This window comes from Denitrificimonas caeni (assembly GCF_027498055.1).
Lineage (GTDB): Bacteria > Pseudomonadota > Gammaproteobacteria > Pseudomonadales > Pseudomonadaceae > Denitrificimonas.
On the sequence record NZ_CP114976.1, the window covers coordinates 143,758 to 170,000 of the forward strand.

General features: G+C 47.6%; 22 protein-coding genes, 4 tRNA genes and 2 rRNA genes (1 of these 28 running past the window's edge). All 28 read right to left on the reverse strand.

All coding sequences use genetic code 11. The features are described 5' to 3' along the window. Positions 1–822 carry a 50S ribosomal protein L2 gene (gene rplB / locus O6P33_RS00760; RefSeq protein ID WP_269818361.1) on the reverse strand — a complete coding sequence of 274 codons (822 nt, stop codon included), beginning with the start codon at positions 820–822 and terminating at the stop codon, positions 1–3. 14 nt (positions 823–836) lie between these two features. After that, positions 837–1,136 carry a 50S ribosomal protein L23 gene (gene rplW / locus O6P33_RS00765; protein WP_022965456.1) on the reverse strand — a complete coding sequence of 100 codons (300 nt, stop codon included), beginning with the start codon at positions 1,134–1,136 and terminating at the stop codon, positions 837–839. Continuing rightward, a complete protein-coding gene (gene rplD / locus O6P33_RS00770; protein ID WP_269818362.1) occupies positions 1,133–1,735 on the reverse strand; it encodes a 50S ribosomal protein L4 in 603 nt (200 codons plus the stop codon). Before rplD ends, rplW begins: the two co-directional genes overlap by 4 nt. A gap of 15 nt (positions 1,736–1,750) precedes the next feature. Then, positions 1,751–2,386 carry a 50S ribosomal protein L3 gene (gene rplC / locus O6P33_RS00775; protein ID WP_269818363.1) on the reverse strand — a complete coding sequence of 212 codons (636 nt, stop codon included), beginning with the start codon at positions 2,384–2,386 and terminating at the stop codon, positions 1,751–1,753. A gap of 83 nt (positions 2,387–2,469) precedes the next feature. After that, positions 2,470–2,781 (reverse strand): 30S ribosomal protein S10, encoded by a 312-nt coding sequence (gene rpsJ / locus O6P33_RS00780; RefSeq protein WP_003186070.1) that lies wholly within the window; start codon positions 2,779–2,781, stop codon positions 2,470–2,472. 140 nt (positions 2,782–2,921) lie between these two features. Then, positions 2,922–4,121 carry an elongation factor Tu gene (gene tuf, locus O6P33_RS00785; RefSeq protein ID WP_269818364.1) on the reverse strand — a complete coding sequence of 400 codons (1,200 nt, stop codon included), beginning with the start codon at positions 4,119–4,121 and terminating at the stop codon, positions 2,922–2,924. 30 nt (positions 4,122–4,151) lie between these two features. Continuing rightward, positions 4,152–6,254: an elongation factor G gene (gene fusA, locus O6P33_RS00790; protein WP_269818365.1), complete on the reverse strand. Its 2,103-nt coding sequence runs from the start codon at positions 6,252–6,254 to the stop codon at positions 4,152–4,154. Positions 6,255–6,272: 18 nt separating this feature from the next. Next, positions 6,273–6,743 (reverse strand): 30S ribosomal protein S7, encoded by a 471-nt coding sequence (gene rpsG, locus O6P33_RS00795; protein ID WP_269818366.1) that lies wholly within the window; start codon positions 6,741–6,743, stop codon positions 6,273–6,275. 89 nt (positions 6,744–6,832) lie between these two features. Beyond that, positions 6,833–7,204, reverse strand: coding sequence for a 30S ribosomal protein S12 (rpsL, locus tag O6P33_RS00800; protein WP_022967611.1), 372 nt, complete (start codon positions 7,202–7,204; stop codon positions 6,833–6,835). Between the two features lie 146 nt (positions 7,205–7,350). Next, the gene (rpoC, locus tag O6P33_RS00805) at positions 7,351–11,547 is read right to left on the reverse strand and encodes a DNA-directed RNA polymerase subunit beta' (protein WP_269818368.1); all 4,197 of its coding nucleotides are present in this window, start codon (positions 11,545–11,547) and stop codon (positions 7,351–7,353) included. 63 nt (positions 11,548–11,610) lie between these two features. Further along, the gene (gene rpoB, locus O6P33_RS00810) at positions 11,611–15,693 is read right to left on the reverse strand and encodes a DNA-directed RNA polymerase subunit beta (RefSeq protein ID WP_269818369.1); all 4,083 of its coding nucleotides are present in this window, start codon (positions 15,691–15,693) and stop codon (positions 11,611–11,613) included. A 197-nt stretch (positions 15,694–15,890) separates the two neighbouring features. Continuing rightward, positions 15,891–16,259, reverse strand: a complete 369-nt coding sequence (gene rplL / locus O6P33_RS00815; protein ID WP_269818370.1) for a 50S ribosomal protein L7/L12 — start codon at positions 16,257–16,259, stop codon at positions 15,891–15,893. 74 nt (positions 16,260–16,333) lie between these two features. Continuing rightward, positions 16,334–16,834 (reverse strand): 50S ribosomal protein L10, encoded by a 501-nt coding sequence (gene rplJ, locus O6P33_RS00820; RefSeq protein WP_269818371.1) that lies wholly within the window; start codon positions 16,832–16,834, stop codon positions 16,334–16,336. Between the two features lie 188 nt (positions 16,835–17,022). Then, positions 17,023–17,715, reverse strand: a complete 693-nt coding sequence (gene rplA / locus O6P33_RS00825) for a 50S ribosomal protein L1 (protein ID WP_269818372.1) — start codon at positions 17,713–17,715, stop codon at positions 17,023–17,025. Continuing rightward, the gene (gene rplK, locus O6P33_RS00830) at positions 17,712–18,146 is read right to left on the reverse strand and encodes a 50S ribosomal protein L11 (RefSeq protein ID WP_269818373.1); all 435 of its coding nucleotides are present in this window, start codon (positions 18,144–18,146) and stop codon (positions 17,712–17,714) included. Before rplK ends, rplA begins: the two co-directional genes overlap by 4 nt. 116 nt (positions 18,147–18,262) lie before the next feature. After that, a complete protein-coding gene (gene nusG / locus O6P33_RS00835; protein WP_269818374.1) occupies positions 18,263–18,796 on the reverse strand; it encodes a transcription termination/antitermination protein NusG in 534 nt (177 codons plus the stop codon). Positions 18,797–18,805: 9 nt separating this feature from the next. Then, positions 18,806–19,174 carry a preprotein translocase subunit SecE gene (gene secE / locus O6P33_RS00840; protein WP_269818375.1) on the reverse strand — a complete coding sequence of 123 codons (369 nt, stop codon included), beginning with the start codon at positions 19,172–19,174 and terminating at the stop codon, positions 18,806–18,808. Between the two features lie 43 nt (positions 19,175–19,217). Beyond that, positions 19,218–19,293, reverse strand: a tRNA-Trp gene (locus O6P33_RS00845). Positions 19,294–19,345: 52 nt separating this feature from the next. Continuing rightward, complete coding sequence (tuf, locus tag O6P33_RS00850) at positions 19,346–20,545, reverse strand: elongation factor Tu (protein WP_269818364.1); 1,200 nt, start codon at positions 20,543–20,545, stop codon at positions 19,346–19,348. 87 nt (positions 20,546–20,632) lie between these two features. After that, positions 20,633–20,708, reverse strand: a tRNA-Thr gene (locus O6P33_RS00855). A 20-nt stretch (positions 20,709–20,728) separates the two neighbouring features. Beyond that, positions 20,729–20,802: transfer RNA gene (locus tag O6P33_RS00860), tRNA-Gly, on the reverse strand. 19 nt (positions 20,803–20,821) lie between these two features. Further along, positions 20,822–20,905 (reverse strand) — tRNA-Tyr (locus O6P33_RS00865). Positions 20,906–20,992: 87 nt separating this feature from the next. After that, entirely contained in the window at positions 20,993–21,664 is a 672-nt protein-coding gene (locus tag O6P33_RS00870) for an SPOR domain-containing protein (protein ID WP_269818376.1), read from the reverse strand. Continuing rightward, positions 21,664–22,422: a type III pantothenate kinase gene (locus tag O6P33_RS00875; protein WP_269818377.1), complete on the reverse strand. Its 759-nt coding sequence runs from the start codon at positions 22,420–22,422 to the stop codon at positions 21,664–21,666. The genes O6P33_RS00870 and O6P33_RS00875 overlap by 1 nt, the downstream gene beginning before the upstream one ends. Next, entirely contained in the window at positions 22,412–23,365 is a 954-nt protein-coding gene (gene birA / locus O6P33_RS00880) for a bifunctional biotin--[acetyl-CoA-carboxylase] ligase/biotin operon repressor BirA (RefSeq protein WP_269818378.1), read from the reverse strand. Before birA ends, O6P33_RS00875 begins: the two co-directional genes overlap by 11 nt. A gap of 493 nt (positions 23,366–23,858) precedes the next feature. Then, on the reverse strand, positions 23,859–24,068 hold the full coding sequence (locus tag O6P33_RS00885; RefSeq protein ID WP_269818379.1) for a hypothetical protein: 210 nt from the start codon (positions 24,066–24,068) through the stop codon (positions 23,859–23,861). Positions 24,069–24,468: 400 nt separating this feature from the next. Continuing rightward, a 5S ribosomal RNA gene (gene rrf, locus O6P33_RS00890) occupies positions 24,469–24,584 on the reverse strand. A 132-nt stretch (positions 24,585–24,716) separates the two neighbouring features. After that, positions 24,717–26,243 (reverse strand): 23S ribosomal RNA (locus tag O6P33_RS00895); it runs 1,366 nt beyond the window's last position.

Here is a 26,243-nt window from a genome sequence, read left to right on the forward strand (position 1 = left end):
TTATTTGCGGCGATGAACGATCATGTTCTCGGTGCGCTTGTTCGAACGAGTTTTCGCGCCTTTAGTTGGCTTGCCCCACGGTGTAACCGGGTGACGACCACTAGAAGTACGACCCTCACCACCACCATGTGGGTGGTCAATCGGGTTCATACAGGAACCACGTACAGATGGACGAATACCCGCCCAACGTGAAGCACCTGCTTTACCCAGTGAGCGGAGGAAATGCTCATGATTCGAAACTTCGCCCAATGTTGCGCGGCACTCAGAGAGCACTTTACGCATTTCACCGGAACGCAGACGCAAAGTCACGTACATACCTTCGCGAGCAACGAGCTGCGCTGAAGTACCAGCTGAGCGAGCAATTTGCGCACCCTTACCTGGCTTTAGCTCAACACCGTGAATTGTGGAACCCACTGGAATGTTGCGCAAAGGTAAGCTATTACCTGCTTTAATCGGCGCATGTGCACCCGACATCAGCTGCTCACCAGCACTTACACCCTTAGGTGCCAAAATATAACGACGCTCACCGTCTGCATACTTCAATAATGCAATATGCGCTGTACGGTTTGGATCATATTCAATGCGCTCTACTGTCGCTGGAATGCCATCTTTGTTACGACGGAAATCCACCAGACGGTAATGCTGCTTATGACCACCACCAATATGACGCGAGGTAATACGTCCATTATTATTACGACCACCAGTCTTCGATTTTTTCTCGAGCAGTGGTGCGTAAGGAGCGCCTTTATGAAGCTCCTTGTTGACTACGCGGACGACGAAACGACGGCCAGCAGAAGTCGGTTTGCATTTAACAATTGCCATGATGCACCCCTATTTTACTCAGCACTGCTTGTGAAATCGATATCCTGGCCTGGCTGAAGAGCGATATATGCTTTCTTCCAGTCGTTGCGACGGCCTAATCCACGTGCAGTGCGCTTAGTTTTACCCTTAGCTTTAAGAGTATTTACATTCGCTACTTTTACGTCGAATAAGCTTTCAACGGCCTTTTTGACTTCAAGCTTAGTTGCATCGATTGCAACTTTAAAAACAAACTGGCTCTTACCATCTGCCAGCATTGTAGCCTTTTCAGAGACGTGCGGGCCAAGTAGCACTTTAAATACGCGTTCCTGGTTCATCCCAGCATCTCCTCAAATTTCTTAACTGCAGACACAGTCATTAAGACTTTGTCATAAGCAATCAGACTAACTGGATCAGACGCTTGAACATCGCGCACATCAACATGCGGCAAGTTGCGAGCAGCAAGGTATAGATTTTGATCAACACTTTCTGAAACGATCAAAACATCTTGCAGACCCAAAGTATCTAATTTACCCAGCAGGGCTTTGGTCTTAGGGGCATCAACAGAAAAATCTTCAACAACAACTAAGCGCTCTTGACGAACTAACTCAGATAAAATTGAACGCATCGCTGCACGATACATTTTCTTGTTTAGCTTCTGTGAGTGGTCCTGAGGACGCGCGGCAAATGTTACCCCGCCCCCACGCCAGATTGGGCTACGAATCGTACCAGCACGGGCACGACCAGTACCTTTTTGACGCCAAGGTTTTTTACCACCACCAGAAACTTCTGAACGAGTCTTTTGTTTCTTACTGCCTTGACGACCACCAGCCATGTAAGCAACTACAGCTTGGTGTACTAGAGTTTCATTAAACTCATCGCCAAAGGTACGCTCGCAAACTTCGATTGCCTGGGAGCCATTTACATTAATTTGCATTTCGGCATTCTCCTCTTAACCGCGAGCCTTCGCCGCTGCACGCACAATGACATTACCGCCGGTAGCGCCTGGAATAGCACCCTTAACCAACAGCAAATTGCGCTCAGCATCGACACGCACGACTTCCAAGGACTGCACAGTCATGCGCTCAGCGCCCATATGACCGGACATTTTTTTGCCTTTGAAGACGCGACCCGGAGTTTGACATTGACCAATCGAACCCGGAGCACGGTGAGATACAGAGTTACCGTGAGTATTGTCTTGACCACTGAAGTTCCAGCGCTTAATGGTACCGGCAAAGCCTTTACCTTTAGTCTGGCCAGTTACGTCGACAAGTTGACCAGCGGCAAACAAGTCTACAGTGACCTGATCCCCTGCTTGGTACTCGCCATCTTCAAGACGAAACTCAAGAACTGTACGACCAGCTGCAACGCCAGCCTTAGCAAAATGGCCCGCTTGTGCTTTAGTCACGCGGGAAGCACGACGCTCACCCACAGTCACTTGCACAGCGCGATAACCATCGCTTTCTTCGTTTTTGAACTGAGTGACTCGATTCGGTTCGACTTCAATAACAGTCACCGGAATTGAGACACCATCTTCGGTGAAAATACGGGTCATCCCGCATTTACGACCGACTACACCTATAGTCATGTCTAAAACCTCATGAGTGTACGGGGCTTTCACCCGCTATGGCCGCCCATTGCAGAGCGTTACACGACTAAAACCACCTGGTTTTAGCCGAGGCTGATCTGCACTTCCACGCCAGCCGCAAGATCAAGCTTCATTAGCGCATCAACTGTTTTATCAGTTGGCTGGACAATGTCCAACACACGCTTATGAGTGCGAATTTCGTACTGATCGCGCGCGTCTTTGTTAACGTGCGGAGAAACCAGAACGGTAAAACGCTCTTTACGGGTCGGCAGTGGGATTGGACCACGCACCTGAGCACCAGTACGTTTCGCGGTTTCCACGATTTCCTGGGTTGATTGATCGATCAGGCGATGGTCAAAAGCCTTCAACCGGATACGGATTTGTTGATTTTGCATTCTGACCTCAGACTCTTAGTTACCTTCCCCATCAGACGAACCTCGCCCGATAAAAGGAGGCGCAATTCTAATGGCGTCTAGATAATATGTCAACTATAAAGAAAAACCCCCGCAAGCGAGGGTTCTTCTATGGTCATCACTTAAGCGATGATTTTTGCAACAACACCAGCACCAACGGTACGGCCGCCTTCGCGAATCGCGAAACGCAGACCATCTTCCATGGCGATTGGTGCAATCAGGGTAACGTCTAATTTAACGTTATCACCTGGCATTACCATTTCGATACCTTCCGGTAATTCACAGCTGCCAGTTACGTCAGTTGTACGGAAGTAGAACTGCGGACGGTAGCCTTTGAAGAATGGAGTGTGACGTCCACCTTCTTCTTTAGACAATACGTACACTTCAGCTTCGAAACGTGTGTGCGGCTTGATTGAACCAGGCTTGGCCAATACTTGACCACGCTCGATATCTTCACGCTTAGTACCACGCAACAGAACACCAACGTTCTCACCTGCACGACCTTCGTCAAGCAGCTTGCGGAACATTTCAACACCAGTACAGGTCGTTTTCACGGTATCACGGATACCAATGATTTCTACTTCTTCACCAACTTTAACGATTCCACGCTCAACACGACCTGTAACAACAGTACCGCGACCTGAGATGGAGAATACGTCTTCAATTGGCAGCAAGAATGGCAAGTCAATTGCACGCACTGGCTCTGGGATGTAAGAGTCTAAAGTCTCTACCAGAGTTTTAACTGCAGTTGTACCGTGACCATTATCATCACGACCTTCCAACGCCATCAGCGCTGAACCAATGATGATTGGCGTGTCGTCACCTGGGAAATCGTAAGTGCTGAGCAGGTCACGCACTTCCATTTCAACAAGCTCTAACAGCTCTTCGTCATCAACCATGTCTGCTTTGTTCAGGAATACAACGATGTACGGAACACCAACCTGACGTGACAGCAAGATGTGCTCACGGGTCTGCGGCATAGGGCCGTCAGCTGCTGAACAAACAAGAATAGCGCCGTCCATCTGAGCAGCACCAGTAATCATGTTTTTAACGTAGTCAGCGTGACCCGGGCAGTCAACGTGCGCGTAGTGACGAGTCGGTGAATCGTACTCTACGTGTGACGTGTTAATAGTGATACCACGTGCTTTTTCTTCAGGTGCGTTATCGATCTGGTCGTAACCTTTCGATGCACCCTCGCCGCCCCATACTTCGGCGCAAACACGGGTCAGTGCAGCTGTCAGTGTGGTTTTACCATGGTCAACGTGACCAATAGTACCAACGTTCAGGTGCGGTTTATTACGTTCAAATTTTTCCTTAGCCACGATATATTACCTCTTACTAAATGGGCTGAATTAACCTTGTTGGTTAACAATTGCATCGGCAACATTCGCCGGCGCTTCTGAGTACTTAGAGAACTCCATGGAGTAGCTCGCACGACCTTGCGACATTGAACGAACGTCGGTTGCATAACCAAACATCTCACCCAGCGGCACTTCAGCGCGAATCACTTTTCCAGAAGGACTATCTTCCATACCTTGAATCAAGCCACGACGACGGTTCAGGTCACCCATCACATCGCCCATGTAGTCTTCTGGCGTTACCACCTCGACTTGCATGACTGGCTCCAGCAGAACGGCACCGCCCTTTTGAGCGAGCTGCTTAGTTGCCATCGAAGCAGCGATCTTAAACGCCATTTCGTTTGAGTCAACATCATGGTAAGAACCATCAAACAATGTAGCTTTTAGTCCGATGAGCGGATAACCGGCAACAATACCGTTTTTCATCTGCTCCTCGATACCTTTTTGAATTGCTGGAATGTATTCCTTAGGAACAACACCGCCAACAATTTCATTGTGGAACTCAAGACCTTCCTGACCTTCATCAGCAGGGGCAAAACGAATCCAGCAATGACCAAACTGTCCACGACCACCAGACTGACGAACAAACTTGCCTTCAATCTCGCACGAGTTACGGATCGTTTCACGGTACGCCACTTGTGGCTTACCGATATTCGCTTCAACGTTAAACTCACGACGCATACGGTCAACCAGGATATCAAGGTGCAACTCACCCATACCTGAAATGATCGTCTGGCCTGTCTCTTCATCAGACTTAACGCGGAACGATGGATCTTCTTGCGCCAAACGACCTAAAGCAACACCCATTTTTTCTTGGTCAGCTTTAGTTTTTGGCTCAACAGCTACCGAAATAACTGGCTCTGGGAAATCCATACGCTCAAGAATGATTGGCTTATCGATGGCGCACAAGGTATCCCCTGTGGTCACATCTTTCATGCCGATCAGTGCAGCGATATCACCCGCGCGCACTTCTTTGATTTCTTGGCGATCGTTAGCGTGCATTTGCACCATACGACCAACGCGCTCACGCTTGCCTTTAACTGAGTTCAATACCGAGTCGCCCGAAGACAGCACGCCGGAGTAAACACGAACGAAAGTTAAGGTACCAACAAAGGGGTCAGTAGCGATCTTAAATGACAAAGCTGAGAACGGGCCATTATCATCTGCTGGACGCTCATCAATTTTCTCTTCGTCATCCGGATGCACACCTTTAATAGCTTGCACTTCATTCGGCGCAGGCAGGTAATCAATCACGGCGTCAAGCACTAGCGGTACACCCTTGTTCTTAAAGGATGAACCACAAACAGCCGGAACGATCTCACCAGCAATGGTACGCGCACGTAAGCCAGCCTTGATCTCATCGATGGTTAACTCACCACCTTCAAGGTACTTATCCATCAGCTCTTCGCTAGACTCAGCCGCAGCTTCAACCAGCAACGAACGGTACTCTTCTGCTTCAGCCAACATATCAGCAGGAATGTCTTCTTCGCGGTAAACCAGACCCATATCAGCATCATCCCAGTAACGGGCTTTCATGCTGATTAAGTCAACTTGACCAACGAACTCTTCTTCCATACCAATTTGCAACTGCAATGCAACTGGAGTGTGACCTAAACGCTGCTTGATTTGACCTAGCACACGCTTAAAGTCTGCACCTTGACGGTCAAGCTTGTTCACGTAAACAACACGTGGAACGTTATACTTGTTCGCTTGACGCCATACAGTCTCAGACTGAGGTTCAACACCAGAAGAACCACAGAAAACAACTACAGCGCCATCGAGCACACGCAGTGAACGCTCAACTTCAATCGTGAAGTCAACGTGACCAGGTGTATCAATAACGTTTACACGGTACCGATCAAACTGCTTAGTAGAGCCTTCCCAGAAAGCTGTTACAGCAGCAGATGTAATGGTAATTCCGCGCTCTTGTTCTTGCGCCATCCAGTCAGTGGTACTTGCGCCATCATGGGTCTCACCCATTTTATGGTTAACACCTGTATAGAACAGGATACGCTCAGTTGTCGTGGTTTTACCCGCGTCAACGTGCGCACAGATACCAATGTTACGGTAGCGATTAATAGGGGTAGTACGAGCCACAGTTAGTTCCTCGCTAAATTAAAAACGGTAATGCGAGAAAGCCTTGTTAGCTTCTGCCATACGGTGAACATCTTCACGCTTTTTAACCGCTGAACCTTTACCTTCAGCAGCATCCATTAGCTCGCCAGCTAAACGTAAGGTCATTGATTTCTCACCACGCTTACGCGCAGCATCAACCAACCAACGCATGGCTAGGGCGTTGCGGCGTGATGGACGCACCTCAACAGGAACCTGGTAGGTAGCACCACCTACACGACGGGATTTAACTTCGACCAGCGGAGCGATGGCGTCGAGTGCTTTCTCGAAAGTTTCCAGAGGTTCCACATTTTTACGGGTTTTTACTGTTTCCAGTGCACCGTAAACAATACGCTCGGCCACAGCTTTTTTGCCGTGCTCCATAACGTGGTTCATGAATTTTGCAAGAATCTGACTACCATAAATTGGATCGTCTAGAATCTCGCGTTTTGCGACTACGCGACGTCTTGGCATTGATAAGCCCTCAAACGGTCTTCAGGTTAGCTCGGGACTCAATCAAACAGGCCCGACCTTACTCTTATCGACTCGAAATAACAGAAAAATTACTTAGGACGCTTTGCACCATACTTGGAGCGACCTTGTTTACGGTCTTTAACACCTGAGGTGTCTAAAGCGCCGCGCACTGTGTGGTAACGAACACCTGGCAAGTCTTTTACACGACCGCCACGGATCAACACAACACTGTGCTCTTGCAAGTTATGACCTTCACCGCCAATGTACGAGGCGACTTCAAAGCCATTAGTTAGGCGAACACGGCATACTTTACGTAAGGCTGAGTTCGGTTTTTTTGGCGTAGTGGTATATACACGAGTACATACTCCACGACGTTGCGGGCAGTTTTGTAACGCAGGCACGTCGCTTTTCTCGACCATGCGCTTGCGCGACTTACGCACCAGCTGGTTAATAGTTGCCATCTACAAGCTCCACTGTTGTCTTTCGACATAAACAAAATGACGGGATCATCAAAATCCCGCCAATTTTAGGGGTACAAGATTCTAATGAGAGTCTTGTACCCCGTCAAGGCTAATCATTAATACAGATGCATTATTGATTAGTGTTGTTACTGTTTTAAATTGAGTGCCTCACTCAGTGCTGCCTCAACATCACTGGCGCTAACACCTTGCGGCGACTCAATTGCACGCTTACGTTTACGTTCAGCGTGGTATGCCAATCCCGTACCTGCTGGAATTAATCGACCAACAACTACGTTTTCTTTCAGCCCACGTAAGAAGTCACGTTTACCAGTTACCGCTGCTTCCGTTAGAACCCGTGTGGTTTCCTGGAACGATGCCGCAGAGATAAATGACTCTGTGGACAACGATGCCTTGGTAATACCTAACAAGACACGCTCAAACTTAGCTGGGAAACGATCTTTACTTACTAAAGCTTCGTTTTCTTCTAACACATTGTTGTATTCAGCCTGATCACCTTTAATCAGCGACGAATCGCCAGACTCGGTAATTTCAACTTTACGCAACATTTGACGCAGAATAGTTTCAATGTGTTTATCGTTGATTTTAACACCTTGCAAACGGTAAACATCTTGAATCTCTGTAACGATGTAACGCGCCAAAGCACTTACACCTAACAGACGTAAGATATCATGCGGGTTGCTTGGTCCGTCAGAAATAACTTCACCACGATTAACTTGCTCCCCCTCAAACACGTTGAGGTGACGCCATTTGTGAATCAGCTCTTCGTACGGCTCGCTACCGTCAGTTGGTGTAATCACCAAGCGACGCTTACCTTTAGTCTCTTTACCGAAGGAAATCGTTCCGCTGACTTCAGCAAGAATCGATGCTTCTTTCGGACGGCGCGCTTCAAACAAGTCAGCAACCCGTGGTAGACCACCAGTAATGTCTCGAGTTTTTGATGTCTCTTGCGGAATACGCGCAACAACATCACCAATATTAATGCGCGCACCATCACTTAGGTTGACTAAAGCATGGGGCGGCAAGAAGTACTGGGCAACAACATCGGTACCTGGCAAGAACAGGTCTTCACCATTATCGTCAACCAATTTAATGGCTGGGCGAATATCTTTACCAGCAGCAGGACGCTCCTGCGGGTCGATAACTTCAATATTGCTCAAACCTGTTAGCTCATCAGTTTGGCGCTTAATAGTAATACCAGCTTCCATACCAACGAACTGCACCACACCTGTGGTTTCAGTAACAATTGGGTGAGTGTGCGGATCCCACTTAGCCACAATCGCACCGGCAGCAACGACATCACCTTCATTCACCGAGATTACCGCACCATAAGGGAGCTTATAACGCTCGCGCTCACGACCAAACTCATCAGCAATGGCTAGCTCACCAGAGCGCGACACAGCAACAATATTGCCATCGGCACGGCTCACGTGCTTCAAGTTAATTAAGCGAACTGAACCGCCGTTTTTAACTTGTACGCTGTCAGCGGCTGACGTACGACTCGCCGCACCACCAATGTGGAACGTACGCATCGTCAACTGTGTACCAGGCTCACCAATGGATTGAGCAGCAATAACACCAACTGCTTCACCCTGGTTAACCTCATGGCCACGGGCCAAGTCACGACCATAGCACTTAGCGCAAATACCATGACGGGTTTCACAGGTAATTGGTGAGCGAACCACGACCTCATCAATACTGTTGTTTTCAATAAACTCAACCCAGCGCTCATCCACCAATGTATCAATTGGGATCAGAACTTCGTCGCTGCCTGGCTTCAATACGTCTTGTGCAATCACACGACCTAGCACGCGATCACCAAGCGGATCTACAACGTCACCACCCTCAATGTGTGGCGTCATTACTAGACCTTCATCAGTACCACAGTCAACCTCAGTCACAACCAAGTCTTGCGCAACGTCAACTAGACGACGGGTTAGATAACCGGAGTTAGCAGTTTTCAACGCGGTATCCGCCAGACCTTTACGCGCACCGTGAGTCGAAATAAAGTACTGCAGTACGTTTAGACCTTCACGGAAGTTTGCGGTAATCGGTGTTTCGATAATCGAACCATCCGGCTTAGCCATCAGACCACGCATACCCGCCAACTGACGAATCTGCGCTGCCGAGCCTCGCGCTCCTGAGTCAGCCATCATGTACATGGAGTTGAACGACTCTTGGCTCACGGTATTGCCGTCACGGTCCACTACGGACTCGGTAGACAGGTTAGTCATCATCGCTTTCGATACTTCATCGTTAGCTTTTGACCACAAGTCGATCACTTTGTTGTATTTCTCACCCTGAGTTACCAGACCTGAGGCGTACTGCTTTTCAATCTCTTTAACTTCTTCAATCGCTGTATCAATGATTTGCGTCTTTTCATCTGGAATTACAAAGTCATTCACACCGATGGAAACACCGGAAATTGTTGAGAAAGCAAAACCGCTATACATCAACTGGTCAGCAAAAATCACCGTCTCTTTCAAGCCAACTACGCGGTAGCACTGGTTGATCAAGTTAGAAATAGCTTTTTTCTTCATCGGCTGGTTAACCAGCGAATAAGGCAAACCAACAGGCACAATCTGGAACAACAAGGCGCGGCCAACAGTAGTGTCGACAATGCTCGTGTTGTGCGTAGAAGTACCGTCTGCACTGTTAATTGTTTCGGTGATTCTCACCTTAACTTTAGCGTGCAAGTCTGCTTCACCAGAACGGTAAACACGGTCAACTTCTTGCAAGTCAGCAAAAATGCGACCTTCACCTTTGGCGTTAACCGCCTCACGGGTCATATAGTACAAACCAAGAACAACGTCTTGTGACGGTACAATGATTGGCTCACCGTTGGCAGGCGACAAAATGTTGTTGGTTGACATCATCAAAGCACGGGACTCAAGCTGTGCTTCAATCGTCAGGGGTACGTGTACCGCCATTTGGTCACCGTCAAAGTCAGCGTTATACGCTGCACAAACTAACGGGTGCAATTGGATCGCCTTACCTTCAATCAGGACTGGCTCAAACGCCTGGATACCTAAACGGTGCAAGGTTGGTGCACGGTTCAACAATACCGGGTGTTCGCGAATCACATCGGCTAACACGTCCCAAACTTCTGGCAACTCGCGCTCAACCATTTTCTTGGCCGCTTTGATGGTGGTCGCTAAACCACGCTGCTCAAGCTTACCGAAAATGAACGGCTTAAATAATTCCAGCGCCATTTTCTTTGGCAGGCCACACTGGTGTAGACGCAGGGTTGGACCTACCACGATCACTGAACGACCAGAGTAGTCAACACGCTTACCAAGCAAGTTCTGACGGAAACGACCTTGCTTACCTTTGATCATATCGGCCAAAGATTTCAATGGGCGCTTATTGCTACCGGTAATCGCACGGCCACGACGGCCGTTATCTAACAGCGCATCAACCGACTCTTGCAGCATGCGCTTTTCGTTGCGCACGATAATATCAGGCGCAGATAAATCCAACAGGCGACGCAAGCGGTTGTTACGGTTGATTACACGGCGGTATAAGTCGTTTAGGTCAGAGGTAGCAAAGCGGCCACCATCCAGCGGTACCAACGGACGTAAATCTGGTGGTAATACTGGCAGTACGCTTAATACCATCCACTCAGGCTTGTTGCCTGAGCCGTGGAAGGCTTCCATCAACTTTAAACGCTTAGACAGTTTTTTAATTTTAGTTTCTGAGTTGGTTTGCGGAATCTCTTCACGCAAGGAATTGATCTCAAACTCTAAATCAATTTCCATCAGCAATTCGCGGACTGCTTCAGCACCCATACGGGCATCAAAGTCGTCACCAAACTCTTCTAAGGCTTCAAAATACTGCTCATCGTTGAGCAACTGGCCTTTTTCCAGGGTGGTCATACCTGGGTTGATCACCACATAGCTTTCAAAATACAACACGCGCTCAATATCGCGCAGGGTCATATCCAGCAGCAAACCAATACGGCTTGGCAGTGATTTCAAGAACCAAATATGTGCACAAGGCGATGCCAAGTCAATGTGGGCCATACGCTCACGACGTACTTTAGACAGCGCAACTTCAACGCCGCACTTTTCACAAATCACACCACGGTGCTTGAGACGCTTGTACTTACCGCATAAGCACTCATAGTCTTTGACCGGACCAAAAATCTTGGCACAGAATAAACCGTCACGCTCTGGTTTAAATGTGCGGTAGTTAATGGTCTCTGGCTTTTTAACTTCACCAAAGGACCATGAACGAATCATTTCCGGAGAGGCGAGCGATATTTTAATCGCATCAAACTCTTCAACCTGACTCTGGTTTTTTAACAAATTGAGTAAATCTTTCAAGGCCTTTCCTCCTGACGGAGCGGGGAGCGGGTATCTCTACACCGCTCCTAATACGCACGCGTGTTAAACGGTTTCCAGTTCGATATCGATACCGAGCGAACGAATCTCTTTGATCAATACGTTGAAGGACTCTGGCATGCCAGGCTCCATACGGTGATCTCCGTCTACAATGTTTTTATACATTTTAGTCCGGCCGTTCACGTCATCCGATTTCACGGTCAACATTTCTTGCAGAGTATATGCAGCACCATATGCTTCCAGCGCCCACACCTCCATCTCACCAAAGCGCTGTCCACCGAACTGTGCTTTACCGCCTAGAGGCTGCTGAGTAACAAGACTGTATGAACCCGTAGAACGCGCATGCATCTTGTCGTCAACCAAGTGGTTCAACTTCAGGATATACATGTAACCAACCGTCACAGGACGATCAAATGCGTTACCGGTACGGCCGTCATACAGTGTCATCTGGCCACTTTCTGGTAGATCAGCAAGCTTAAGCATTGCTTTAATTTCTGGTTCTTCAGCACCGTCAAACACAGGGGTAGCCATCGGCACACCGCCACGCAAGTTATTTGCCAGCTCGAGAATTTCTTCATCATTGAGACTATCAAGATCAACGCGGTCTTCATCAGCACCACCAATCTCGTTATAAATCTTATGTAAAAACTCGCGCAGTTCAGTGACTTTGCGTTGCTCTTCTAGCATCAGGTTGATCTTTTCACCCAAGCCTTTGGCAGCTAAGCCTAAGTGGGTTTCAAGAATTTGGCCGACGTTCATTCGCGACGGAACACCAAGCGGGTTCAAAACGATATCAACCGGCACACCATCAGCATCATGCGGCATGTCTTCGACAGGCATAATAACCGATACCACACCTTTGTTACCGTGACGTCCAGCCATTTTATCCCCAGGCTGAATGCGACGCTTGATTGCCAAGTAAACTTTAACGATCTTCTGTACGCCAGGCGCTAAGTCATCGCCCTGCTGCAGCTTACGTTTTTTGTCTTCAAACTTTTCATCCAACAGTTTGCGACGGTCCGACAGATATGCTTGTGCTTTTTCCAGCTGCTCATTGAGCGCATCTTCTGCCATGCGTAATTTGAACCATTGACCGTGCTCGATGCCATCAAGAATTGCATCCGTCAGCTCAGTGCCTTTCTTAACGCCAGCACCGCCTTCTGCTTTAGCACCCACCAAGTGGGCACGTAAACGCTCAAAGGTTGCACCTTCAACGATGCGGAACTCTTCGTTGAGATCTTTGCGGATTTCGTCAAGTTGCGACTTCTCAATCGATAACGCACGGCTATCACGCTCAACACCATCACGAGTAAAGACCTGCACATCAATAATAGTACCTTTGGTACCAGTAGGAACGCGCAGTGAAGTATCTTTAACGTCAGAAGCTTTCTCACCGAAAATAGCGCGCAAGAGTTTCTCTTCTGGCGTCAGCTGAGTTTCGCCTTTTGGCGTCACTTTACCGACCAGAATATCACCTGCCTCTACTTCAGCACCCACATAGACAATACCGGCTTCATCCAGCTTGTTCAGTGCCGCTTCGCCCACGTTAGGAATATCCGAAGTAATTTCTTCTGGGCCTAACTTGGTGTCACGGGAAACACAGGTCAATTCCTGAATATGAATGGTGGTGTAACGGTCTTCTTCGGCCACTCGCTCTGAGAGCAAGATGGAGTCTTCGAAGTTGTAACCGTTCCATGGCATAAATGCCACGCGCATATTCTGACCTAGCGCCAACTCACCCATGTCGGTGGATGGGCCATCAGCCATAATGTCGCCACGGGAAACACGCTCACCTTTGCGCACTAATGGACGCTGGTTAATACAGGTGTTCTGGTTAGAGCGGGTATATTTAGTCAGGTTGTAAATATCTACACCTGCCTCACCTGCTTCAATTTCATCATCATTGGCGCGTACAACAATACGACTGGCATCAACCGACTCAATCACACCACCACGACGGGCAACTTCACACACGCCTGAGTCACGGGCAACGTTGCGCTCCATACCAGTACCCACTAGCGGCTTATCCGCACGCAGGGTTGGTACAGCTTGACGCTGCATGTTCGAGCCCATCAATGCACGGTTAGCATCATCATGCTCAAGGAACGGAATCAAGGACGCAGCAACCGAAACAACCTGCTTCGGCGACACATCCATCAACGTTACTTCATTGGGTGCTTTAACTGTGGTTTCGTTGACGTGGCGAACAGTTACCAGCTCTTCAATCAACTCGTTGTTTTCGTTCATCAAAGCTGAAGCCTGAGCGACAACGTGATCAGCCTCTTCAATCGCTGACAAGAATACAATCTCATCAGTGACCTTGCCTTCATTGACAATGCGGTATGGTGTCTCAAGGAAGCCATAGCTATTGGTACGCGCATAAGTGGCCAGCGAATTAATTAAACCAATGTTCGGGCCTTCTGGTGTTTCCACCGGGCAAACACGACCATAATGAGTCGGGTGTACGTCACGCACTTCAAAACCAGCACGCTCACGGGTCAAGCCGCCTGGTCCAAGCGCGGAGACACGACGCTTATGCGTCACTTCAGAGAGCGGGTTGTTCTGGTCCATAAACTGCGACAGCTGGCTAGAGCCAAAGAACTCTTTAACAGCGGCAGCTACGGGCTTAGCGTTAATCAAGTCTTGGGGCATCAAACCTTCGCTTTCAGCCATGGATAAGCGCTCTTTAACCGCACGCTCAACACGAACTAAACCAACACGGAACTGGTTTTCAGCCATTTCACCAACGCAACGCACACGACGGTTACCGAGGTGGTCAATATCATCGACAATGCCGTGACCGTTACGAATCGCAACGATGGTTTTCAGCACATCAACAATATCTTCTTTGCTGAGTACGCCTTCACCCAAAATTTCTGTGCGACCAATACGGCGGTTAAACTTCATCCGACCAACAGCTGACAAGTCATAACGCTCAGAAGTAAAGAATAAGTTTTTAAACAGGTTCTCTGCGGCGTCTTTAGTTGGCGGCTCGCCAGGACGCATCATACGATAGATTTCCACCAGCGCTTCGAGCTGATTGGTGGTGCCATCAATTTTCAGGGTATCTGAAATAAATGGACCACAGTCAATATCGTTGGTGTACAAGGCTTCAATTTGTACCACTTGCGCATCTACGACAGTCTGCAGCATTTCCGCAGTCAGCTCAGTATTGCACTCAACTAAGATCTCACCAGTTGCAGGGTGCACGATCGGTTTAGCAGTGGTAACCCCAATGATGTACTCATTAGGAACAATTAATTTAGTGATGCCAGCTTTTTCTAACTGGTTAATATGTCTTGAGGTAATACGGCGCCCTTCTTCAACGATAACTTTGTCTTTATCGTCTTTAATGTCGAAGGTGGCAATCTCACCACGTAAACGTTGCGGTACCAACTCAAGGCTGACTTCATCCGCAGATACGTGGAACACGTTAGTCGCGTAGAAAGCGGCAAGGATCTCTTCCGTGGTATAACCCAGCGCGCGTAACAATACCGATGCAGGTAGTTTACGGCGGCGGTCAATACGCACGAACACGCAGTCTTTCGGGTCGAACTCAAAATCGAGCCATGATCCACGGTAAGGAATAATACGTGCAGAATAAAGCAGCTTGCCTGAGCTGTGCGTTTTGCCACGGTCGTGGTCAAAGAACACCCCAGGAGAGCGGTGCAACTGCGAAACAATAACGCGCTCGGTACCATTAATTACAAAAGTACCGTTTTCAGTCATCAGAGGAATTTCACCCATGTAGACTTCTTGTTCTTTAATATCTTTAATCGCTTTACTTGATGATTCACGATCAAAAATAATTAAGCGTACTTTTACGCGCAACGGAACCGCGTAGGTTACGCCACGTAAAGAACATTCTTTGACATCAAAAGCGGGCTCGCCGAGGCGATACCCTACGTACTCAAGCGCTGCGTTGCCTGAGTAACTGATAATCGGAAATACCGATTTAAAGGCTGCGTGCAGGCCAATATCACGGAACTGCTCCTTGCTCACGCCAGTCTGCAGAAATTCACGGTAAGAATCTAATTGGATTGCCAGCAAATACGGCACATCCATAACATCCTGCAGCTTGCTAAAGTCCTTGCGGATACGTTTTTTCTCAGTATATGAGTAAGCCATCAGCGTTCCCCAGCTTGGTAACCTGCCTGTTGGATACTTCCGGCGGAAATATCCAGTAAATCGTGCAAACATTTATTTTTCAGTTTGCTCATGAGTTCTGCTTAAGCATCCACTCAGAAGAGCTATAACAGAAAAAGGCCGGTGACATTAGCCACCAGCCATCAGCCCTTTGCACAGGCTGTTATGCAACATCGATCTTATTTAAGCTCGACTTTAGCACCTGCTTCTTCCAGCGTTTTAACGGCTGCTTCAGCTTCATCTTTCGATACATCTTCTTTAACAACGCCTGGCGCGCCATCAACAACTGCTTTCGCTTCTTTCAGACCTAAGCCTGTGATTTCACGAACTGCTTTAATTACGCCAACTTTTTTCTCGCCAGCTTCTAACAGCATAATGGTGAATTCAGTTTGCTCTTCAGCCGCTGCTGCAGCAGGGCCAGCAGCAGGGCCAGCAGCTGCTGCTGCAGTTACGCCAAACTTCTCTTCCATTGCAGTGATCAGCTCAACAATTTGCATTACTGACATTTCTGAAACGGCGTTAAGGATATCTTCGTTAGTAAGAGCCATGACTCTATGCTTCCTATATTGGTGATGACTTAGCTAAGCCACCAAAATCAAAATTTTGTGTAAAGAACCAGAGCTTAAGCAGCTTCTGCTTCTTTCTGATCGCGAACGGCTGCCAAAGTACGTGCCAGCTTGCTGGTCGCGCCTTGCATCACGCTCATCAACTGAGATACCGCCTCGTCGAATGTTGGCAAAGTTGCCAATACGTCGATTTGGTTGGCTGCAATCAAGTTACCTTCAAAAGCGGCTGCTTTGATCTCAAACTTATCCTGACCTTTGGTAAACTCTTTGAAGATACGAGCGGCTGCGCCCGGATGTTCGTTAGAGAATGCAATCAAGGTCGGGCCTGTGAACACGTCATTGAGGATCTCATACTGAGTTCCTGCAACAGCGCGACGCAGCAAGGTATTACGCACAACACGTACATACACACCTGCTTCACGAGCCTCTTTACGGAGTCCGGTCATAGCGCCTACTGTCACGCCACGGGCATCAGCCACAACAGCGGAAAGGGCAGCTTGGGCAGCCTCGTTGACTTCAGCGACTATAGCTTTCTTGTCTTCGAGTCTAATTGCCACGGGTTTTACTCCTGCTTATTTCAATTCACTCAACTTACTGAGCGTTTATTTGGTGTCTGATCCATAAATGAATCGGGAGCACCATCTACGTAGGCTGGCATGTTTATCACACACCTCTTAAGGCTTACACCACCTACGGTCTTTGACGGCCCCCGCTAAGCAGGGACCCCAAAATAGTAAAGCAATAATTACGCTTGTAGGCTTGACTGATCAATGATCAGACCAGGACCCATAGTGCTGCTTAGCGTAACGCGCTTAATATAGATACCTTTTGATGCCGCCGGCTTTAAACGCTGCAGTTCAGCAATCAATGCTTCTGCGTTCTGCTTAAGCTTAGCTGGCTCAAAATCAATTTGTCCGATCGCAGCATGAATAATACCGTTCTTATCAGTACGGAAACGCGCCTGACCAGCTTTAGCATTGTTAACTGCAGTAGCTACATCAGGGGTAACGGTTCCAACTTTAGGGTTAGGCATTAGACCACGTGGACCTAAAACTTGACCGAGCTGACCAACAACGCGCATTGCATCTGGAGAAGCAATAACTACGTCATAGTTCAAGTCACCGCCTTTCATTTCAGCAGCTAAATCGTCCATACCAACTTTATCTGCACCGGCTGCCAAGGCTGCTTCAGCCGCTGGACCCTGAGCAAATACAGCTACACGTACAGTTTTACCTGTACCGTTTGGCATAACGGTTGCGCCACGCACAACTTGGTCAGATTTACGCGGATCAACACCAAGGTTAATTGCGATATCAACTGACTCTTTGAACTTAATAGTGGACAACTCACTTAATAAGCTTGCTGCCTCTTCAAATCCGTACTGCTTACCGTGCTCAACCTTAGCGGCAATTGCTTGTTTGCGTTTTGAAAGCTTCATTTTACGCCCTCCACATTCAAGCCCATGCTGCGTGCTGATCCAGCGATAGTACGTACAGCAGCTTCTAGTTCAGCTGCAGTCAAATCAGCTTCTTTAGTCTTTGCAATTTCTTCAAGTTGCTCACGGGTAACCGTGCCAACTTTATCAGTGTTCGGACGCGCAGAACCATTAGCCACACCTGCTGCTTTTTTCAGCAAGTAGGACGCTGGTGTACTTTTTGTTTCAAAAGTAAAGCTACGGTCGCTGTACACTGTAATAATTACAGGTGTTGGCAAGCCTGGTTCAACACCTTGGGTTTTTGCGTTAAACGCCTTACAAAACTCCATGATATTAACACCATGTTGACCTAGTGCTGGACCTACTGGTGGCGAAGGGTTCGCCTGTCCTGCTTTAACTTGCAGCTTGATATAAGCTTGAATCTTTTTAGCCATGATTCGCTCCGATATGGGTATAACGCCTTAAGGCTTCCCGACAATTTAACTGACAATCCTTTGACAAAAAAACCCCGCAACAGAAAGTTGCAGGGTGGCATCCGTAATCTCTTTACTCAGATTTTCTCAACCTGACTAAACTCCAACTCTACCGGTGTTGAGCGACCAAAAATAAGCACAGCAACTTGAATGCGGCTTTTTTCATAGTTCACTTCTTCAACAACGCCATTGAAGTCAGCAAATGGACCGTCATTAACACGGACAGTCTCACCTGGCTCAAACAGTGTTCTTGGACGCGGCTTATCACCACTATCCTCTACACGACGCAATATCGCATCAGCTTCTTTTTCGGTAATTGGCGCAGGCTTATCTGCAGTCCCGCCGATGAAGCCTAACACTCGCGGCGTATCTTTAATTAAGTGCCAAGCTGCCTCACTCATTTCAACCTGAACTAAGACATAACCTGGAAAGAATTTTCGCTCGCTTTTACGCTTCTGGCCATTTCTCATCTCTACAACTTCTTCAGTTGGAACGAGAACATCACCAAACTCTTCTTCCATACCAGCGAACTTAATGCGCTCATTCAGATGACGCATAACTTGCTTTTCATAGCCTGAATAGGCGTGCACGACATACCAACGCTTAGCCACAGAGCACCTTTAACCTACAATCAATGAGACAAGCCACCCAAGGAGCGTATCAAGCCCCCAAAGCAAGAGCGCCATTACCAAAACAACCACCACAACAATTAAAGTCGTTTGTGTTGTCTCTTGTCTATTTGGCCATACAACTTTACGAATCTCTGCGCGTGACTCTTTAGCCAGAGTAAGAAATGCTTGGCCTTTTGCTGTTTGCACAGCAACAAAAAAAGCAATTGCAGCCAATACAACCAGGCCTAATACACGGTATAAAATTGATTCATTAGCAAAATACTGATTACCAACAACGCCAACTGCAACCAGCGCTATGACAATCAACCACTTCACAGAATCGAAACGACTTACTTTGGATTCAGCTTTTGATTTCATTACTAATGAATCCTAAATTGGATTGCCAGCTAATTATTAAAGCTGGCAGGCCAGGAGGGAATCGAACCCCCAACCTACGGTTTTGGAGACCGTTGCTCTGCCAATTGAGCTACTGGCCTAGAACATTGCTAGGCCGGCTATTATGCCGACCTAGAACAATAAGATCAAGCTTTATGCAATAATCTTTGCAACAACACCAGCACCAACGGTACGACCGCCTTCGCGAATCGCGAAACGCAGACCATCTTCCATGGCGATTGGTGCAATCAGGGTAACGTCTAATTTAACGTTATCACCCGGCATTACCATTTCGATACCTTCCGGTAATTCACAGCTGCCAGTTACGTCAGTTGTACGGAAGTAGAACTGTGGACGGTAGCCTTTGAAGAATGGAGTGTGACGTCCACCTTCTTCTTTAGACAATACGTACACTTCAGCTTCGAAACGTGTGTGCGGCTTGATTGAACCAGGCTTGGCCAATACTTGACCACGCTCGATATCTTCACGCTTAGTACCACGCAACAGAACACCAACGTTCTCACCTGCACGACCTTCGTCAAGCAGCTTGCGGAACATTTCAACACCAGTACAGGTAGTCTTCACGGTATCACGGATACCAATGATTTCTACTTCTTCACCAACTTTAACGATTCCACGCTCAACACGACCTGTAACAACAGTACCGCGACCTGAGATGGAGAATACGTCTTCAATTGGCAGCAAGAATGGCAAGTCAATTGCACGCACTGGCTCTGGGATGTAAGAGTCTAAAGTCTCTACCAGAGTTTTAACTGCAGTTGTACCGTGACCATTATCATCACGACCTTCCAACGCCATCAGCGCTGAACCAATGATGATTGGCGTGTCGTCACCTGGGAAATCGTAAGTGCTGAGCAGGTCACGCACTTCCATTTCAACAAGCTCTAACAGCTCTTCGTCATCAACCATGTCTGCTTTGTTCAGGAATACAACGATGTACGGAACACCAACCTGACGTGACAGCAAGATGTGCTCACGAGTCTGCGGCATAGGGCCGTCAGCTGCTGAACAAACAAGAATAGCGCCGTCCATCTGAGCAGCACCAGTAATCATGTTTTTAACGTAGTCAGCGTGACCTGGGCAGTCAACGTGCGCGTAGTGACGAGTCGGTGAATCGTACTCTACGTGTGACGTGTTAATGGTGATACCACGTGCTTTTTCTTCAGGTGCATTATCGATTTGGTCGTAACCTTTCGATGCACCCTCGCCGCCCCATACTTCGGCGCAAACACGGGTCAGTGCAGCTGTCAGTGTGGTTTTACCATGGTCAACGTGACCAATAGTACCAACGTTCAGGTGCGGTTTATTACGTTCAAATTTTTCCTTAGCCATTGCTACCACCCTCTGATTAAGCGCACTTATTTTTATAAGCACATACAAGAAAGGCAGATATATACATATCTGCCTTTATTATCACTATGGAGCTCATGAGCGGAGTCGAACCGCTGACCTCACCCTTACCAAGGGTGTGCTCTACCAACTGAGCTACATGAGCAAATCACTGCAAAGGCAAACTGGAGCGGGTAGCGGGAATCGAACCCACATCATCAGCTTGGAAGGCTGAGGTTTTACCACTAAACTATACCCGCATTGCATTTGCTAAAAATTTGGTGGAGGGAGAAGGATTCGAACCTTCGAAGCTCGCGCGTCAGATTTACAGTCTGATCCCTTTAACCACTCGGGAACCCCTCCGTTAGCGAGGCGATATAATGACCCAATACCCGCCTAGTGTCAAGCCTGTTTAACACTTTCTTTACAACATCTTACTTATTTAGCTATTTACTTGCCGATTTTGTCACTTGGAATAAGCAAATGCTTTAAATCAGAGAAATCCTGCATTAGCAGCTGAAGAATATTCTGATCAATCAAACGCCGAGCAGAGTTATCAATCGCAACCCAATACAAGCGTTGCGATCTTTCCACAGCCCTGATCAAAGGTGCATAACCAGCCGCACTTAATCGCTCTGCAACACCCTGCGCAGAATCTTCACGGGAAAACATACCCAGTGAAATGCCGTTGACCAAATCACCCTGCGTAATCAAGTAACCGTCTATTTTGCGTGCCTGCAACTCTTTCAGCTGCCGCACAGATGCCTGCCTAGATGCCAAGGGCTCAAGATACACCCAGTACTCAACATCCACCTGACTATCTAGAGTAGTTAATTGCGAATTAATATCTAAACTTAAAAGCCTTTGCTGAAGCTTCTCTGCAGTTTTTTCATCACTAAAACCCCCAAGCAACATAATCTCCATTTGCGCGCTCGACTTATTTACTGTCGACTGCCGCCTAGTATCACCTACACTCTCGCCCAGCAGCTTGACCTGATCCAACTCAAACTGGCTGGTATTATTTAATGCCGGCGCCAACTCAGCAGCACCATCAAAATCTTGCTGAGCCCACACAAAATAAAGCGCATTAATTATTACCAAACCTAAAAATAACCAACGCATTATTTCATTTCCTCTTCGCGATAAGGACAGGCAATCGCCAACCCGATAAAAACCAAATCCTCATCAACAATAGCATCATCAAAAAAAGAGCGAACCAGCGCGCTATCACCACCTGTACAGATCACAGAAAATGAATCTCCGAGCCTCGCCCGAGCGACATTCAACTGTTCTCTAATAAAACCTACAAACATGGAGCGTACACCTTCTGCTACGGCAGTCTCAGTAGAGACTCCAACCTGCTGATTATCCACAGCTTTAGGCTCAGTAATATCTCTCATTAACTGCGTGCCAGTTTTGAGCATTGAACTTAACAATTGTAATCCAGGCGCAATATTCCCACCTAAGTGCCGACCACTCTGCGTAACAAAGTCCACAGTAATAGCCGTACCACAATCGATGACAACACTCGCACCTTTTGTTTGTTGGTAGCTAGCAACAATAGCCAGCCAGCGATCAACACCCAGTTTTTCAGGCTGCATATAACCACTGATAACACCAGCCAACTGCTTAAATGACCGCGCATACACAGTATTTAAACCAAACCCGTCCTTTATTACAGCACTCAATTGCGCATTATCAGCACAACCACGCACTGAACAGACACGACAAAAGACAAATCTGTAATACCCCTTAGCGTGCAAGGCTGGTAACAACCCAAGAATTTGTAAAACCGCGCCGCGATCGATACAGGCCAAAGTCACCGAGTCCAATATTCGCCACTTAAGCCGCGTATTACCAAAATCAACTTCAAGTATCATTTTGCAACCTAAGACTGATCTCGCCGCCTAAAAAACTCTGCTCCTTACCTTCTACCGATAAGCGCAATTCTCCTTTCTCACCAACCCCTACAACTTTACCGTGCACCTCATCATTGCCAGTCCTCAGCACAACATTACGCCCCTGCCAAGCATGCACAGAGAGCCATTCAGCTCGCATACTGGCAAAACCATAGATTTTCTGACGATACAGATAGCTATCCAACTCCTCCAGTAGCACCTTTGCTACGGCCTCTCGATCAAATGTTTTGCCAAGCTCCTTAGCTAAGGACGTCCACTCCTGATCAATATCTGTTAATGAATCAAACATATTGATATTAATGCCAATACCTATTATGACATGGCAAAGTTCGACAGGATCACCAACCAACTCTAGCAATACACCAGCAACTTTACGGCCGTTAATCAGTATGTCATTCGGCCACTTTAACTCTGCCTCAATCCCACTGGTACGCTTTATAGCTTTTAGCACTGCAAGGCCAACAACCAAGCTCAATCCATCGATTTGATTAAGCCCCCGAGTTACAGGCCACACAAAAGACAAATAAATATTTTTAGCAAATGGGCTCACCCACTCACGACCTCTACGGCCCTTCCCAACTGTTTGGTGCTCTGCAAATACAGCCAGTGGAGCAGCCTGTTTAGATAGCAACTCTTTTGCCTGGTCGTTAGTTGAACCAATTGAGCCATAGACAAACACTGGCAAGCTTGGAAATGAAGCCTGAATAAAGTCCTTACTTATTAACTGCAATGGCTGCTCTAAGCGATAGCCTTTGCCGGGTACACTTTGCACGGCAATATCAAGCTCAGTAATAATTCGCTGAATCCGCTTCCAAATAGCTGCACGGCTAATATTTAATTTATCGCCTAAGCTGCTACCAGAGTGAAAGCCACCGTCAGCTAACAATGCCAACAAATCAAACATAATATCTAACGCCTACTTATTTATATCCACTATTATGTTTTAATTTAAACACACAGTCTCGACTAATGTTCGGGTTATCCATCAGATAAGATATAAACCAACCAGCACTCACCGATAGCTTTACTTCCAAGCCTCACTGTAAATAGCAAAACACCGTAGCAACGCATAATTTTACCCGCTAATTTATTGCCTAGCACTGCAAAAATAGCCTGCGTCAACCGATCTGATTAAGCTCTTATAGCAGGAAGGATTTTGACGGTCACAAGAGATTAGCCAGCGCGAAATCTTGAATAAACCTAGCTAGGCTTATTCAAACGACCTGTAGATAGCTAAGAGCCGGCACTTTACGCCAAGCTCTTATTTAATCAGACTACATCTATCATTACTTTGCCAAATAAAAGACAACTCGGAATCTTGCTACAGTAGCAGGACTCTCTGCCGCACGGACAAACTGTGCGCACCTTGGAGCTCAATGTTATCGACCTGCAAGCAATCAGCACTGTCTATCTGCTGTTACGCTGGGTGCACTGAGCTCTCGCTCCGGAAGGGCTTGCAGCTCTTGTAAACGACGCTGCTGTTCTTGGAGTAAACGTTCTTGACGTTCTTGTGACAATTCTCTATCAATCGGCAGTTGCACTTGCGCAACAGCTCCCGAGATATAGAAAAGAAATAAAATAGCAAATCCTTTTGCTTTTGAAATCATATTTCAACTGCCATCCATGACTACAACTGCATAATTGCTGATCTAGACGTAAGGTTGCGTGACCAGGATCTCAAAACAGGCCAGATAGGAACAGCTTTTATACTGCAGCTGTAAATTTTGCTAAGTGCATCACGCTTTATTGGAATAAGGCCAATTTTCTTTAGGCATAAAAAAACCCCAGACCATTGCTGACCTGGGGTTTTGTGTTCAAGCTTGACAGTGACCTACTCTGATTCATGCCTTCCTGGCACTCTCCCTGCGGGCAGGCTAAAGCCTGTCCAACTTTGTTCCAGACAAAGTTGTCACATGGGGCTTCGCGCCCGTTATACAGTGACTGAAGCTCATTTCGGATAAGCCAAAAAAAAGGCCACCCAATACAGGGTGGCCTTTTCTATTTTGCGCTTGACAGTGACCTACTCTCACATGGGGAGACCCCACACTACCATCGGCGATGCATCGTTTCACTTCTGAGTTCGGGATGGGATCAGGTGGTTCCAATGCTCTATGTTCGTCAAGCAATTCTTTTTGAAGTCGCGTAGCACTTAGAGTGCTTCGTTACCTCGAATTAGGTTTGTGATAGTAGCATAATTTGTGCGTTTTGCGAACTTTCGGATCACAATTCGTCTTCCCAAATTGTTTGGGTGTTATATGGTCAAGCCTCACGGGCAATTAGTATTGGTTAGCTCAATGCCTCACAGCACTTACACACCCAACCTATCAACCTTGTAGTCTTCAAGGGCCCTTTAGAGAGCTTAAAGCTCTAGTGAGATCTCATCTTGAGGCAGGCTTCCCGCTTAGATGCTTTCAGCGGTTATCCCTTCCGAACATAGCTACCCGGCAATGCCACTGGCGTGACAACCGGAACACCAGAGGTTCGTCCACTCCGGTCCTCTCGTACTAGGAGCAGCCCCTCTCAAATCTCAAACGTCCACGACAGATAGGGACCGAACTGTCTCACGACGTTCTAAACCCAGCTCGCGTACCACTTTAAATGGCGAACAGCCATACCCTTGGGACCGGCTTCAGCCCCAGGATGTGATGAGCCGACATCGAGGTGCCAAACACCGCCGTCGATATGAACTCTTGGGCGGTATCAGCCTGTTATCCCCGGAGTACCTTTTATCCGTTGAGCGATGGCCCTTCCATACAGAACCACCGGATCACTAAGACCTACTTTCGTACCTGCTCGACTTGTTGGTCTCGCAGTTAAGCGCGCTTTTGCCTTTATACTCTACGACCGATTTCCGACCGGCCTGAGCGCACCTTCGTACTCCTCCGTTACTCTTTAGGAGGAGACCGCCCCAGTCAAACTACCCACCATACACTGTCCTCGATCCGGATAACGGACCTGAGTTAGAACCTCAAAGTTGCCAGGGTGGTATTTCAAGGTTGGCTCCACTGCAACTAGCGTCACAGTTTCAAAGCCTCCCACCTATCCTACACAAACAACTTCAAAGTCCAGTGCAAAGCTATAGTAAAGGTTCACGGGGTCTTTCCGTCTTGCCGCGGATACACTGCATCTTCACAGCGATTTCAATTTCACTGAGTCTCTGGTGGAGACAGCGCCGCCATCGTTACGCCATTCGTGCAGGTCGGAACTTACCCGACAAGGAATTTCGCTACCTTAGGACCGTTATAGTTACGGCCGCCGTTTACTGGGGCTTCGATCAAGAGCTTCGCTTACGCTAACCCCATCAATTAACCTTCCAGCACCGGGCAGGCGTCAGACCCTATACGTCCACTTTCGTGTTTGCAGAGTCCTGTGTTTTTAATAAACAGTCGCAGCGGCCTGGTATCTTCGACTAGCAAAGGCTTACGTAGTAAATACTTCACCCTCACCAGCGCACCTTCTCCCGAAGTTACGGTGCCATTTTGCCTAGTTCCTTCACCAGAGTTCTCTCAAGCGCCTTGGTATTCTCTACCCAACCACCTGTGTCGGTTTGGGGTACGGTTCCTAACTATCTGAAGCTTAGAAGATTTTCTTGGAAGCATGGCATCAACCACTTCGCATTCTAAAGAACGCTCGTCATCAGTTCTCGGCATTAATAAGATCCCGGATTTACCTAAGATCTCTGCCTACCACCTTAAACAGGGACAACCAACGCCCTGATGGCCTAGCCTTCTCCGTCTCTCCATCGCAATAGTTAGAAGTACAGGAATATTAACCTGTTTCCC